The sequence below is a fragment of the Butyrivibrio sp. NC3005 genome (assembly GCF_000424545.1).
In the GTDB taxonomy this organism is placed as follows: Bacteria; Bacillota; Clostridia; order Lachnospirales; family Lachnospiraceae; genus Butyrivibrio.
This window is the reverse complement of record NZ_KE384207.1, coordinates 23,614-37,400: the sequence shown is the minus strand read 5'-3', so window position 1 is coordinate 37,400 and position 13,787 is coordinate 23,614. Positions and strand designations below refer to the sequence as shown.

General features: G+C 36.1%; 18 protein-coding genes. All 18 read left to right on the top strand.

All coding sequences use genetic code 11. The features are described 5' to 3' along the window. Nucleotides 1-591, top strand: a 591-nt coding sequence (locus G634_RS0116200; protein WP_026506144.1) for a hypothetical protein, incomplete at its 5' end; no start/stop codon positions are given. 26 nt (nt 592-617) lie between these two features. Continuing rightward, nucleotides 618-1,235, top strand: a complete 618-nt coding sequence (locus G634_RS19725) for a GNAT family N-acetyltransferase (protein ID WP_035800540.1) — start codon at nt 618-620, stop codon at nt 1,233-1,235. Nucleotides 1,236-1,507: 272 nt separating this feature from the next. Then, nucleotides 1,508-2,026, top strand: coding sequence for a CarD family transcriptional regulator (locus G634_RS0116190; RefSeq protein WP_026506143.1), 519 nt, complete (start codon nt 1,508-1,510; stop codon nt 2,024-2,026). Nucleotides 2,027-2,253: 227 nt separating this feature from the next. Beyond that, nucleotides 2,254-2,763 (top strand): CidA/LrgA family protein, encoded by a 510-nt coding sequence (locus G634_RS19720; RefSeq protein WP_081676685.1) that lies wholly within the window; start codon nt 2,254-2,256, stop codon nt 2,761-2,763. Nucleotides 2,764-2,770: 7 nt separating this feature from the next. Continuing rightward, nucleotides 2,771-3,466 carry an LrgB family protein gene (locus tag G634_RS0116180; RefSeq protein WP_026506142.1) on the top strand — a complete coding sequence of 232 codons (696 nt, stop codon included), beginning with the start codon at nt 2,771-2,773 and terminating at the stop codon, nt 3,464-3,466. Nucleotides 3,467-3,484: 18 nt separating this feature from the next. After that, a complete protein-coding gene (locus G634_RS0116175; protein ID WP_026506141.1) occupies nt 3,485-4,075 on the top strand; it encodes an ATP-binding cassette domain-containing protein in 591 nt (196 codons plus the stop codon). A gap of 17 nt (nt 4,076-4,092) precedes the next feature. Further along, nucleotides 4,093-4,863, top strand: a complete 771-nt coding sequence (locus G634_RS0116170; RefSeq protein WP_051234189.1) for a YdcF family protein — start codon at nt 4,093-4,095, stop codon at nt 4,861-4,863. A gap of 70 nt (nt 4,864-4,933) precedes the next feature. After that, nucleotides 4,934-6,130: an alanyl-tRNA editing protein gene (locus G634_RS0116165; RefSeq protein ID WP_026506139.1), complete on the top strand. Its 1,197-nt coding sequence runs from the start codon at nt 4,934-4,936 to the stop codon at nt 6,128-6,130. A gap of 7 nt (nt 6,131-6,137) precedes the next feature. Further along, nucleotides 6,138-6,848 carry an AzlC family ABC transporter permease gene (locus G634_RS0116160; protein ID WP_026506138.1) on the top strand — a complete coding sequence of 237 codons (711 nt, stop codon included), beginning with the start codon at nt 6,138-6,140 and terminating at the stop codon, nt 6,846-6,848. Beyond that, the gene (locus G634_RS0116155) at nt 6,845-7,162 is read left to right on the top strand and encodes an AzlD domain-containing protein (RefSeq protein ID WP_026506137.1); all 318 of its coding nucleotides are present in this window, start codon (nt 6,845-6,847) and stop codon (nt 7,160-7,162) included. Before G634_RS0116160 ends, G634_RS0116155 begins: the two co-directional genes overlap by 4 nt. 31 nt (nt 7,163-7,193) lie before the next feature. Then, nucleotides 7,194-7,736: a 2-C-methyl-D-erythritol 2,4-cyclodiphosphate synthase gene (ispF, locus tag G634_RS0116150; RefSeq protein WP_026506136.1), complete on the top strand. Its 543-nt coding sequence runs from the start codon at nt 7,194-7,196 to the stop codon at nt 7,734-7,736. A gap of 23 nt (nt 7,737-7,759) precedes the next feature. Further along, the gene (cysS, locus tag G634_RS0116145; protein ID WP_026506135.1) at nt 7,760-9,169 is read left to right on the top strand and encodes a cysteine--tRNA ligase; all 1,410 of its coding nucleotides are present in this window, start codon (nt 7,760-7,762) and stop codon (nt 9,167-9,169) included. Then, nucleotides 9,154-9,618 (top strand): Mini-ribonuclease 3, encoded by a 465-nt coding sequence (locus G634_RS0116140; RefSeq protein ID WP_051234188.1) that lies wholly within the window; start codon nt 9,154-9,156, stop codon nt 9,616-9,618. Before cysS ends, G634_RS0116140 begins: the two co-directional genes overlap by 16 nt. A gap of 91 nt (nt 9,619-9,709) precedes the next feature. Then, on the top strand, nt 9,710-10,468 hold the full coding sequence (gene rlmB / locus G634_RS0116135; protein WP_026506133.1) for a 23S rRNA (guanosine(2251)-2'-O)-methyltransferase RlmB: 759 nt from the start codon (nt 9,710-9,712) through the stop codon (nt 10,466-10,468). A 118-nt stretch (nt 10,469-10,586) separates the two neighbouring features. After that, nucleotides 10,587-10,796 (top strand): 50S ribosomal protein L31, encoded by a 210-nt coding sequence (rpmE, locus tag G634_RS0116130; protein WP_026506132.1) that lies wholly within the window; start codon nt 10,587-10,589, stop codon nt 10,794-10,796. A gap of 77 nt (nt 10,797-10,873) precedes the next feature. Then, nucleotides 10,874-11,860, top strand: a complete 987-nt coding sequence (locus G634_RS0116125) for a DUF1385 domain-containing protein (RefSeq protein ID WP_026506131.1) — start codon at nt 10,874-10,876, stop codon at nt 11,858-11,860. Nucleotides 11,861-11,866: 6 nt separating this feature from the next. Then, entirely contained in the window at nt 11,867-12,706 is an 840-nt protein-coding gene (gene prmC / locus G634_RS0116120; protein WP_026506130.1) for a peptide chain release factor N(5)-glutamine methyltransferase, read from the top strand. A 1-nt stretch (nt 12,707) separates the two neighbouring features. Beyond that, complete coding sequence (gene prfA, locus G634_RS0116115) at nt 12,708-13,787, top strand: peptide chain release factor 1 (protein WP_026506129.1); 1,080 nt, start codon at nt 12,708-12,710, stop codon at nt 13,785-13,787.

Genomic DNA, 13,787 nt, shown 5'->3' with positions numbered 1-13,787 from the left:
CCAGAACCTGAAATAGCGTTAGAAGAGCCAGCAATGGCAGAAGAGCCGGTACTTGCAGAAATGCCAGAGATGCCTGAAATGGCCTTGGAAGAACCAGCAATGGCAATTACAGAACCTGAAACAGCACTAGCTGAAGATGAAATTATTATAGAAGACTCAATACCAGAAGAGCCTATAGTAAACGAAGAAGTAACAGATTCAATTGAGATACCAACTGAAAATGAGGCAGCAGGGGATATTGGTGCTGCTGAAAGCTATACACCAGACAATACAGAGGAGGTATTGACTATGGAAGGAGAGAATGTACAGGTATCAACAGATGACTATCTTCAGGATATAGACGGATTTTTGGTTGAAAATGATTATGAATATACTAAGGCAGAAGGAACAAATGGTACTGAATACATTGTAAGAAGAGGTGAAGGCGCAATGCTCATTTGCTTTGAAAATGGAGAATTTGTATCATTTGACAAGAATTATACAAAGAATGGAAAACAGGCATATTCGGCAATAATTCTTGAATATATTAAGGACGCTATTGCAGGAAGCGGTTCGGACAGCTTGTTTAGACATAAAGGATCAAATATTTAATAACTGATGATAATTGTGGTGAATAGATGATAGACTCTGGTGAAAAAGTCATTTTAGAAACTGATCGGCTTATTTTAAGACCATGGATAGAAGAAGATGCGCCTTCTTTGTATTCCTTGGCTTCTGATCCTAGAATTGGTTTCAATGCAGGATGGCTGCCTCACCAGAGTCTTTCTTATAGTTTGACTATCATAAGGATGATTTACAGTAAAAAGAATAATTTTGCTATAGTTCCCAAGAAAGGCACTTTGGCAAAGTATAATCTAGATGCCTTGGAGAATACACCTATTGGGAATATAAGTCTTACATTAGGACCTATAAAATCTCGTGGTATAAAAGAAAATGAAGCAGAGCTTGGATATTGGATAGGAGTGCCTTTTTGGGGCAAAGGTTTAGCAAAAGAAGCGGCCTGGAAAGTAATTTGTTACGGATTTTGTAATCATCAATTTGCACAATTGTGGTGCTGTTATGCTGATGGAAATGAGCGTTCTAAACAATTAATGACAAGCCTTGGCTTTGAATGGAACCATACAGTTAGAGAATCCTATAATGCAATGCTAAAAAAGCATCAAACGGAGCATTTCAATAAAATGTCGCTGTATGAGTTTATCAATTTACTACAGAAGAGTGACACGGATTATTAGAAAAAAACATATATAAATATTTTTTATACAAAATGCCGATAAATCAGGGGATGAAAATTTATTTCAAAATTCCGTATCTAAAAGTATTACATTTTAGTAATATGTGTGTTATAATCAAAGTACGAACGGTGACTCACAGTTCATCCTTGTGAGCCATTTTTTTTGCAAAGTTGCGAAAACGTTTAACTAAAGTGCTTTGTAAAAGAACTGTCGGTCTGTGGGGACGGATTTTGACAGTGGTAGTGAATGGATGGTTGTAAAGAGAGGTGGAAATGCTTAACAAGGGAGATGTTGCTGTTTACGGAAACCATGGACTGTGTAAGGTTGATGATATGTTAGTGCCTTCTTTCCTTCCAAAGGGAAGTGACAAGATGTATTATCAGATGGTATCAGTCATTGATCGTGGAGGCGTATTGTATGTGCCTATTGATGGTGCGGATGATAAGATGAGAGATGTTATTTCAGCAGAGGATGCTCTTGAGATGATGGATTCTCTTCATGAAATTGACATGATTGACCTTCCGGTTGGTAAAAAGGCTGAAATTGTTATTTCTGGTGTATGCAAGAGAAATGAGGCAGATGAGATGATAAGTCTCATCAAGACACTTTATCATATCAAAGTGGTACGTGCTATGGAAGGCAAGAAGTTTGCATCCATGGATGAAAAGTATCTTGGAATAGCTGAGAAGTTATTGTATTCTGAGCTTGCATATTCATTAGATATGGAGTGGGATGAAGTTAGAGAGAAGATTCAGGATACTCTTTCCAAGCTTCCGCTTAATGCTGATTGATTATAATATTTGTATTGTTTTGCTTATAAACAGTCATTTTATATGATGTTTGCTTTGTGAAATTTAATACTGACAGATGATTTGAAGAGGTGGTATATAAACTGCCTCTTCTTTTTTTATAAAAAAATCTCCATAAATTCAAATTTGGTTTTATAATGGAAAACATGGGTGTTGAAAAAGCAAAAAACTAAGATAGTTTTTGTTATTGAAGTACGAGGAAAAGAAAAATGAAGTATGTAAAAGAAGTCATGTGGATAATTGCGTTTACATTTTTAGGAGAAGTGCTGAATGTAACCTTGCATTTGCCAATACCAGCAGGTGTTTATGGAATGATTTTGATGTATTTGGCACTTTCCCTCAAGATAGTAAAGCTGGAAGATGTAGAAGGCGCAGGTAATATTCTACTCGATACCATGACTATGATGTTCATTCCTGCAGCTGTTAAGATTATGACAGCTGTAAGTGATCTTAGACCTGTTCTTGTTCCATATATCATAATAGTAGTGTTATCTACAGCAATGGTAATGGCAGCAACCGGAAGTATATCACAGTTTATTCTTAGAAGAAAAGAGAAAAAACAGCAGGTATTTGAAGCATTAAACGATGAGGAAATTTCACTTGAACCTCATGAAACATTTGGTATTGGACGTCGTCCTCTTAGTCCTAATGGAGAAATGGATGGTTCAAATGGTTATGCAGAGATTGTAAAAGAAAAAAAAGAAAAGAAAGAAGTGTAATTTTAAAATGAATGACGTTGTTAGTAATTCTAATTATTTTGGTTTGATATTAAGTATATTTGTTTTTTTGATAGCTGTTCGTTTAAAGGCACGTTTTAAACTTGCTGTTTTTAATCCCTTGCTCGTTTCTTCGACGATAATTATAGCGATACTTGTTATTTTTAATATATCTTATGAAGATTACAATGCAAGTGCGGATTTTTTGAGCTATTTGCTAACACCAGCAACTGTATGTCTTGCAATTCCGATGTACAGACAAAGAAAACTTTTAAAAGAAAACATTGGTCTTATTATGGTATCTATTACCTCTGGGGTTATATGCTCGGTTGTGAGTATATTTGTAATGGGGAAGATTTTTGGTTTGACCAAAGAATATATTGTTACACTTCTTCCTAAGTCTATTACAACTGCAATAGGAATGGGAGTTGCGCAGGAAGCAGGTGGAATAATCGCCTTAACAGTTGCAGCTATTATTATTACAGGCATTTTTGGCAATATGATTGCAGAAATGATTTTTAAAGTTTTCCATATAAAACATCCAATAGCAAGAGGTCTTGCACTCGGAACATCAGCGCATGCTATAGGAACAGCTAAGGCTCTTGAACTTGGAGAAGTAGAGGGAACGATGAGTTCATTGTCTATTTGTGTAGCGGGAATAATAACTGTTGTGGCGGTACCTTTATTTGTTAGTTTTTTCTTATAAAAAAACAAGGGGGATTAAATGACAATTATTTTAGACAATATTACAAAGCAGTATGACGGAAGATATGCACTGAAAGACTTTAACGTAGAAATAGAGTGGGACAAGTGTTATGCTTTTGTGGGACCTAAAGGGTGCGGCAAATCAACTGTTCTAAAGGTTTTCATGGGAGATGTGAAGCCAGACAGTGGACAAGTGCATAGAATGGGAGATTACAAATATCCTACACTTCATAGTGCTTATGTTTCTCAGGAAGGCAGATTGAATCCTAAAAAGTCTGCTATCTGGAACGTTAAAAAAGCTCATAGATGGGGGAGTAAACAAAGAGCTATGGAAGAATTATCCTTTTTTATGTCAGAAGAAAGGATGAATCTTCCTGTATCTGAGCTTACTATGGCAGAGAGAAGGGAAGTTGAAATTGTAAAAGCTTTTTTTGCTTCGGATGATTTTATAGTTTTTGATGAACCATTTGAAGGTATGGATGAAAAAGAGAGGAAAAAAGCTTTGGAATACATCCATAAAAATAGAGGAAGCAGACCTTTTCTCATTGCATCAGAAAGTGAGCAGGATCTTGAGTTTGCTAAAATCATTCATATGAGCGCAGTATCATAAATAAAAGGGGATTTTAAATGAAGAAAAAAGTTTTATCAGGTGTTTTATTGTTTTTTACGTTTTTATTTTTTGTATATTCAATTGTTATTTTTGCAGTAGGAAGCGGAACTTTTTCGTTTGCAATGTGGCTTTTTTTGTCTGCTGTTTTTGGTACATTATTCCTACTTGTAAAAAAAGATAAGTGGAATTCTATTCCAAAATGGATAAGGAAAGTGGCGCTTTCTTTGTTGACAATTTTTGCTTTGGTTATCATGGTCTGCCAGGGGCTTATAATCAGTGATTTTTTCGATAAAGCTGACAAAAATCTTGATTATATAATTGTCCTTGGAGCACAGATGAAAAGCTACGGACCAAGCTATGTTTATAGAGAAAGACTTGATGAAGCTTATCAATACCTTATAGAAAACGAGAATACAATTTGTGTCCTTACAGGTGGAAAAGGATTCAACGAGCCAGTTGCAGAAGGTGAAGGGGGAAGAGATTATCTTCTTAAGAAAGGAATTCCTGCAGGTAGAATAATTGTTGAAAATAAGTCAGTTAATACCAGGGAAAATGTTAGAGGTGCATTGAAACAAATGGGACTTTCAAAAGCACCAGAAGAAGAGCTAAGGAAAATACGAATAGGAATAATAACTAATAATTTTCATGTATTTAGAGGTGTATATATAGCAAAAAAAGTTACAAAGGCAAACATTTGCGGAATAGCAGCGCCTGCTCACCCAGCTTATCTTCCTAACAATTTGCTTAGAGAAAGTTTCGGTATTTTGAAGGATTTTATTTTCATTTAAATTGCTAATGCACAACAATTTTTATAAAGAAGTTTGAACAATTACTAATCTCAAAAAGAAAAGAGGAAAAATGAGTCCAACACTTAAATTATATGATTTAGATGCATACCAATCCGAATTTGAAGCTGTCGTTCTTTCTTGCGAGAAAGCAGATGACAAGAAGCATGAAGGAAATTATATTATACATTTAGATAGAACCTGTTTTTTTCCGGAAGAAGGCGGACAAACTCCGGATTATGGAACAATTGATAATGTTATGCTAACCGATGTTCAGATAAGAAAGTCTGATGAAGGTGAAATAATTGATCACTTCGTTGAAAAACCTATCGAAATCGGAAGCAAAGTAACTGGCAGGGTTGATTTTGAGCATCGTTTTGATAACATGCAGCAGCATTCTGCAGAACATATCTTTTCAGGTATTGTTCATAATGATTTTGGGTTAGATAATGTTGGGTTTCATTTAAGCGACCACATAGTAACTATGGATTTTAATGGAGTTCTTACTGATGAACAGGTTAGAAAAATAGAAGAAAAAGTAAATAAAGTCATCACTTCCAATGTGGAAATTAAAGTTTTTTTCCCGGATAAAGAAGAACTTGAGAAACTTGAATATAGAAGCAAAAAAGAAATTGATGGCGCAGTAAGGATTGTCACTATAGAAGGCGTTGATGTTTGTGCCTGTTGTGCTCCTCATGTTCATAGAACTGGAGAAATTGGTCTTCTTAAGGTAATAAATAGACAAAATTACAAGAAGGGTGTCAGAATTACCATTGAAGCTGGAAAAAGAGCTCTTAATAGTTTCTTATATGAACATGATATGTTGAAGGCACTTGCCGACAAGATGACAACATCCATCAGCGAAATTCCAGCAAAGTTTGATCAACTTTCTAAAGAAAATATGGAACTTGGCGCCGAACTTAAAAATTTTAAAATGAATCAAATCAGACAGAAAATAGACGCTCTGCCTGTTGATACAGAGTATATTTATTTCTTTGAAAAAGATTTAGATATGAAATCTGCTCAGTACATGATTAATCTTTTTCAGGAAAAAAGTAGTGGTTACTGCATAGTGCTTGTTGGTGAAGACAAAGATTATAAAGTTGTTATAGGCAGCAGTCAAAAAGATTGTCTTGCAGCTTTCAAAAAACTTGGAGAGTATCTCGATATAAAGGGCGGAGGAAGCCTTAAGATGGCTCAGGGAAAGGTAACAGATGCATCTAGAGAAAAAATAACAGATGCGTTAGAACAAGTTTTTAATGCAAAGTGAGGCAGATATGCAGTCGGTACAGGAATACAAAGAGGGGATTAAGCATGGAATACCTATTTTTACGGGATATTTAGCTGTCTCGTTTGCGTTTGGTATTGCAGCTAGTGAAAAAGGTTTAAATGTAATTCAAGCGGTGTTTATGTCTTTGACGAATGTTACAAGTGCGGGGCAGTTTGCATCACTTGATTCTATCAAAAATCAGGTTTCTTTATTTGAACTGGCTTTTTTGCAGTTTATCATAAATATAAGGTATTTATTGATGTCTACAGCACTTACTCAGAAACTGGGAAAGGAAGTGGGCATACTACACAGATGCCTAATTGCGTATGGAGTGACAGATGAGATATTCGCATTAAGTGTTCTAAGGCATGGAAAGTTGAAACCTTCTTACTCTTATGGACTCATTACTATTTCAGTATCTGGATGGATTCTCGGAACTTTTCTAGGGGCATCTGCTGGAAAGATTCTCCCTGCAATAGTTATTAGTTGTTTAGGTCTTGCAATTTATGGTATGTTTATAGCTATAATAATTCCACCTGCAAAAGAAAGCAGGGCAGTGCTGGGAACTGTTCTTGGAGCTATGGGGATGTCTTTTTTTATGACTTATGCTCCTATAGTAAGCAGGCTTTCTTCGGGCTTTCGTATTATTATAATAACTGTTGTAGTGAGTATGATAGCAGCTACAGTGGCGCCTAGACTGGAAGGTGATGAAAAATGAGAAATATCTATATTTACATCATGGTAATGGCACTTGTTACCTACCTTATTAGAGTACTTCCTCTTACACTTATAAGAGGTGAGATAAAGAGTAAATGGATTCGTTCGTTTTTATACTATGTACCCTTTGCAACCTTGTCAGCCATGACTTTTCCTGCAATACTCAAGACTGAGGGACTTTACTTTGTATCTTCCATGGCAGGACTAATTTCAGCTCTTTTTCTTGCTTATTGTAAAAAGAGTTTATTGAAAGTTGCAGCGGGAGCTTGCCTGGCGGCTTTTGTAGTTCAACTTGTGCTACTATATTGGAAATAAAAATTATATTATTAAGAAATTGGAGACGATTATGCATATTGGAATGGGATATGATGTTCACAGATTAACAGAAGGCAGAAAGCTTATAATAGGAGGAGTTGATATTCCTTATGAAAAAGGTCTTGATGGCCATTCTGACGCAGATGTTCTTCTTCACGCTATTATGGATGCACTTCTTGGCGCAGCAGCACTTGGAGATATCGGAAAGCTTTTTCCTGATACAGATCCTGAATATGAAGGCGCTGATTCTATAAAGCTTTTAGAAGAAGTTGGAAAAAGGCTTGACGAAGAAAGATTCTTGATTGAAAATATTGATGCAACTATTATAGCTCAGAGACCTAAGATGAGACCTTATATTGATACTATGAGGGAAAATATTGCCAAGGCTCTAGGAATAGATATTTCACAGGTGAGTGTGAAGGCAACAACAGAGGAAGGACTTGGTTTTACTGGAGCGGGTGAAGGAATTTCATCACAGGCTATTTGTCTTTTGACAACACCAAGAGATGCCTTTTCACGTAATGCAACCTTTAATATGAATGAAGCAGGTTGCGGATGCGCACATCGCCAATAAAAAATATATGGGAGAGAAGTTTTATGCAGATTTATAATACTAAAACTAAAAAACTTGAAGAGTTTAAAACATTAGAACCAGGAAAAGTCCGCATGTATGTCTGCGGCCCGACTGTTTATAATTTTATTCATATAGGCAATGCCCGTCCTATGATTTTTTTTGATACAGTAAGACGTTTTCTGTTATATAGTGGATATGAAGTAAATTATGTATCAAATTTTACAGATGTTGATGATAAGATTATAAAGAAAGCAATTGAAGAAGGCGTTGATTCTGAAGTTATTTCTAAGCGTTATATCGAGGAATGTCTTAAGGATATGGCATCTCTTAATGTTATGCCTGCTACTATTAATCCGAAGGCAACTGAAGAAATTGATGGAATGATTGATATGATCAGCACACTTATTGAAAAAGGTTATGCCTACGTTGCTGCTGATGGAACTGTTTATTTTTCAACAAGAAAATTCAAGGATTATGGTAAACTCTCTCACAAAAATCTTGATGATTTAAGAAGTGGTGAGCGTGCTCTTAAAGTTAGCGGAGAAGATCAGAAACAGGACCCACTTGATTTTGTTTTGTGGAAACCAAAAAAAGAAGGGGAGCCATTTTGGACATCTCCTTGGTGCGATGGTCGTCCGGGTTGGCATATTGAATGCTCTGTCATGAGTAAGAAATATCTTGGTGAGCAGATTGATATTCATGGTGGCGGAGAAGATCTTGTTTTCCCACATCATGAAAATGAGATAGCTCAGTCTGAGGCTTGCTCTGGTAAAGAGTTTGCTAACTACTGGATGCATAATGCATTCCTTAATATCAATAATCATAAGATGAGCAAGTCAGCAGGAAATTTCTTTACAGTACGTGATATCGTAGAAAAATATGATCCTATGGTATTAAGACTCTTTATGTTGTCTGCACACTATAGAAGTCCTCTTAATTTCTCTGATGAGCTTATGGAAGCTGCAAAAGCATCTTATGAGAGAATCGTAAATTGCGTATCTAATATTGACTTTTTGTTAAAGGGAGAACGTGTATCAAATCTTTCTGATGCAGAAAGTGAAGTATTAAAGAGTCTTGAACAGATTAGAGAAAAGTTCAACGATGTAATGAACGACGATTTTAATACTGCAGATGCTCTTAGCTGCATTTTTGAGCAGGTTAGACTTGTTAACAGCGCAGCAAACGAAGAAAGCAGCAAAGAATTCTTAGAGAAAGCAAAAAAAGAAATATGCACACTTTCAGATGTATGCGGTATTACAGTTGAGAGAACTCAGGAACTTGGAGATGCTGATATTGAAAAGCTTATCGAAGAGCGTCAGGCAGCAAGAAAAGCAAAGAATTTTGCAAGAGCTGATGAAATTCGTAATGAGCTTTTAGAGAAAGGTATTATTCTTGAAGATACAAGAGAAGGCGTGAAATGGAAGAAAGCCTGAATTTAGGAAATAACAATCTGAATCTGGCTGGTGAACTTAGAAAACGCTTTGAGATAAAAGAGGTGGATATAAGGACATATTCGCCTCTTACACTTGCGTTTATAGGTGATAGTGTTTATGAGCTTATTATAAGAAGCATTGTAACAGAAAAGTGTAATAAACCAGCTAATATTCTGAATAAAGAGAAGGTACATTATGTGAATGCGGCTTCTCAGGCACATATCGCTGATTCAATTGCTGATAAGCTTACAGATGAAGAAGCCGATATATATCGTAGAGGTCGAAATGCCCAGTCGCATACAAGCGCCAAGAATCAATCTGTGATTGATTACAGAAAAGCTACAGGTCTTGAGGCTTTGTGTGGCTATCTGTACTTAAAGGGTGAAATGCCCAGAATACTGGATCTTATTGAACTGGGAATTAATTCCCTTGATAATAAAGATAGATAATAGGAAGATTGAAATGAATAATTTTAAGAAATCGGAAAAAGGCCGCAGAGATTTTTCCAATAAAAGAAAGGATAACAGCGACAACTTTGAAATGGAAAACAATGAAAATTCTCTTACTATCGAAGGTAGAAATGCTGTTATAGAGGCTATTCGAAGCGGCAAAACTTTGGATAAGATTTTTATTCTTGATGGTTGTGAAGACGGTCCTGTTGCGACAATCAGAAGAGAAGCAAAGAAAACAGGAGCTTTGATTAAGTTTGTTTCAAGAGAAAGGCTTGATCAGATATCTGCAACTGGAAAACATCAGGGAGTAATAGCATATGCTTCTGCATATGATTATAGCGAAATTGACGATATATTTGCTCTTGCTGAGAAAAAGAATGAACCTCCATTTATATTCATTCTGGATAATATTGAAGATCCTCATAATCTTGGTGCTATCATTCGTAGTGCTAATGTTGCAGGTGCTCATGGAGTTATTATTCCTAAGAACAGAGCTGTAGGACTTACAGCAACTGTTGCCAAAACTTCTGCAGGTGCGCTTAACTATACACCAGTTGTAAAAGTTACGAACATAGCACATACAATTGAAGACCTCAAGAAAAGAGGCGTATGGTTTGCTTGTGCTGACATGGATGGAGAAGTAATGTATGACATGGATCTTACAGGTCCTATAGGTCTTGTAATTGGAAATGAAGGTTCTGGAGTAAGTCGCCTTGTTAGAGAAAAATGTGATATGATTGCATCCATTCCGATGAAGGGTGAAATAGAATCCTTAAATGCATCTGTAGCAGCTGGCGTTTTAGCATATGAGATTGTTCGACAGAGACGAGAAAAAGCAAAAAAATAAACGCAATATATACTTGCTTTATAGCATAAAATGTGTTATGCTAACATAGCTGTTTGTGAGATATGACACTTTTATTTTTGAAAAACACAATACTTGATTGTATAGAGAGGTGAGAAAAATGAAGAAGGACGTACAGCCAGAATACTATCAGGCTACTGTAACATGCAACTGTGGTAACACTTTCACAGTAGGATCTACTCAGGAAGATATCCACGTAGAAATTTGCTCTAAGTGCCATCCGTTCTACACTGGTCAGCAGAAGGCTGCATCAGCTCGTGGACGTATTGAGAAGTTCAATAAGAAGTATGGCGTTAAGGCTGAAGCATAAGCTTTATTGGCGTGATAGCGTAAGAGGAGGTTGAAGTAATGATTGCTTCAATCTCCTTTTTTTTAGGAGAGGTGAATATGAAGAAAAAGAAAATGGGCCATTATTCAGGAATTGGAGGACAGGCTGTATTAGAAGGTGTAATGATGCGCAACAAGGATTTGTTTGCCGTAGCTGTTCGCACTCCTCAGGGAAGAATTCAAACTGAAGTTGAAGAATACCATAGCATGTTCTCGGGAAGTAAACTTTTGAGAATTCCTTTTGTTCGTGGAATTTTTGTTTTTATAGATTCTCTCATAATTGGAACAAAAGCTTTAAACTATTCGGCTGATTTTGTTGACGAGAAAGAAGATAGGACAGATGTTGATAAAGCAGTTGATTCTGTAACTGATGGAAATAGTGAGAAAGTTTTCTCTTTTTTGACTACTCTTATTTCAGTATTACTTGCAGTAGGTCTTTTTATGGTTTTACCGGAACGTCTTGCACACTGGATGAACAGGTATCTGCAAAGTCATGCTCTTCAGGCTATTGCTGAGGGAATTATACGTATTGCAATTTTTCTTGCGTACATAATTGCTATTTCTAATATTCCTGATATAAAAAGATTATTTATGTATCATGGTGCAGAGCATAAATGTATTAGCTGTATCGAAAGCGGACTCCCACTGACAGTTAGCAATGTCAAGAAGTCTACACGTTTTCATAAACGATGTGGAACAAGCTTTATCTTATTTGTTCTTATAGTCAGTATCGTTTTGTTTATGTTTGTTCATACTGATTCATTTTTGATAAGAATAGTGTATAGAATTGTACTTATACCTGTGGTTTCTGGTATTTCATATGAACTTATAAGGGCTGCAGGAAGAAACGAAAGTGCCGTTTTTAGAATGTTATCACTTCCTGGACTTTGGCTTCAGAGACTTACAACAAAAGAGCCAGATGAGTCGATGATAGAAGTTGGAATTGCTTCTGTAGAGGCTATTTTTGATTGGAAAACATATCAGAAAGATATATTTGGATATGATTACATGGCACTTGATTCAGAAGATGATGTTGAGGCAGAATAAATAATTATGGAATACAAAAAAGCTTATGAAAATGCCTGCAGTATTTTGAAAGAGGCAGGGGTCGTAGAATATGAACTTGATGCAAGGCTTTTACTCGAAGAAGTCTGTCATACCAATATGAATACATTGCTGATTCATGGTGACAGGTTGTTAAGTACGGAAGAGATTGATAGGTATGATGATTTTGTAAAACAGAGAGCAGCAAGAAAACCTCTTGCTTATATTGTTGGTCATCAGGAATTTATGGGACTCGATTTTAAGGTTACTAGTGATGTGCTTGTGCCAAATCAGGATACTGAAACCTTGGTTGAAGAAGCATTAAGAGAATTATCTGTAGGTATGAATTTTCTTGATTTGTGTACAGGTTCAGGGTGCATTGCTCTTAGTCTGCTTAACTATATGCCTGATACTACAGCTGTAGCTACAGATCTTTCAAAAAAAGCATTGGAAGTTGCAAAAACCAACAGCACTCTTCTTAATCTTGAAGATAGAATAAAGTTTGAAAATGTTGATCTTTTTCCGTCTGAGACAGATAAGCGTTTTGATATGATAGTTTCTAATCCTCCCTATATTCCTACTAAGGTTATTGAAACATTGCCGGAAGAAGTTAAAAACGGTGAACCTTATATGGCTTTAGATGGAGCTGAAGATGGTCTTATATTTTATAAAAGAATAGTTGAAAAAGCTCCTCAATTACTTTTTTCAAGCGGATATCTAATGTTTGAAATTGGATATGATCAGGGAATGGCTGTTAAGAAACTAATGGAAGATGCAGGATTTCATGAGGTATGCGTTGTAAAAGATTTAGGTGGAAATGATAGAGTAGTGAAAGGCGTATATTATTGATATGTTTGACAAATTAGAAGCTATTTTACACAAATATGAAGATATAAATATGGAATTAAATGAGCCAAATGTGGCTCAGGATGCAGGCAGATTTGCAAGTCTTATGAAAGAACAAAGTAGTCTTACTCCTCTTGTTGAATGTTACAAGCAATATAAAAAGTGTAAGAAGGACCTTGAGGATTCTATTGAGATGCTTGAAAGCGAATCTGATGAAGAATTAAAGATGCTTTTGAAAGAGGAGATATCAAATCTTAAGAATCAGCTACCTGAAATTGAACAAAATCTTAGAATACTCCTTATTCCAAAAGATCCTAATGACGAGAAAAACGTTATCTTGGAGATAAGAGCCGGTGTTGGCGGAGACGAAGCGGCAATGTTTGCAGCTGATTTATATAGAATGTATACCAAATATGCTGAGAGTAAGGGATATAGAACATCACTTATAAATGTTGAAACTATTGGAATTGGCGGTATGAAGAGTGTTAACTTCATCGTAGAAGGACAAGGTGCTTATTCTAAGCTGAAATACGAAAGCGGAGTACATAGAGTTCAAAGAGTTCCTGTTACAGAGTCAGGCGGACGAATTCACACATCTACAGCTACAGTTGCTGTTATGCCAGAAGTTACAGATGATGTTGAAATTGATATTCCACCGGAAGATGTTCGCATGGACATTACAAGAGCATCAGGAAATGGTGGACAGGGTGTTAATACAACCGACTCTGCTGTCAGACTTACTCACATTCCGACAGGAATAGTGATTTATTCGCAGACAGAAAGATCACAGCTTCAGAACAAGAATAAGGCATGGGCACTTCTTCGTTCAAAGCTTTATGATATGAAAATGCAGGAACAGCATGATTCAGAAGCAGAACTAAGAAGAAGTCAGGTTGGAACAGGCGACAGATCTGAGAAGATTAGGACATATAATTTTCCTCAGGGACGAGTTACAGACCATCGAATTAAAGTTACTCTGCACAAGATAGAACAGATTTTAAATGGTGATTTGGACGAGCTTATTGATTCCTTGCAGGCAGCAGATCAGGCTGCTAAATTATTAAAAATGAATGGGAATATGTAA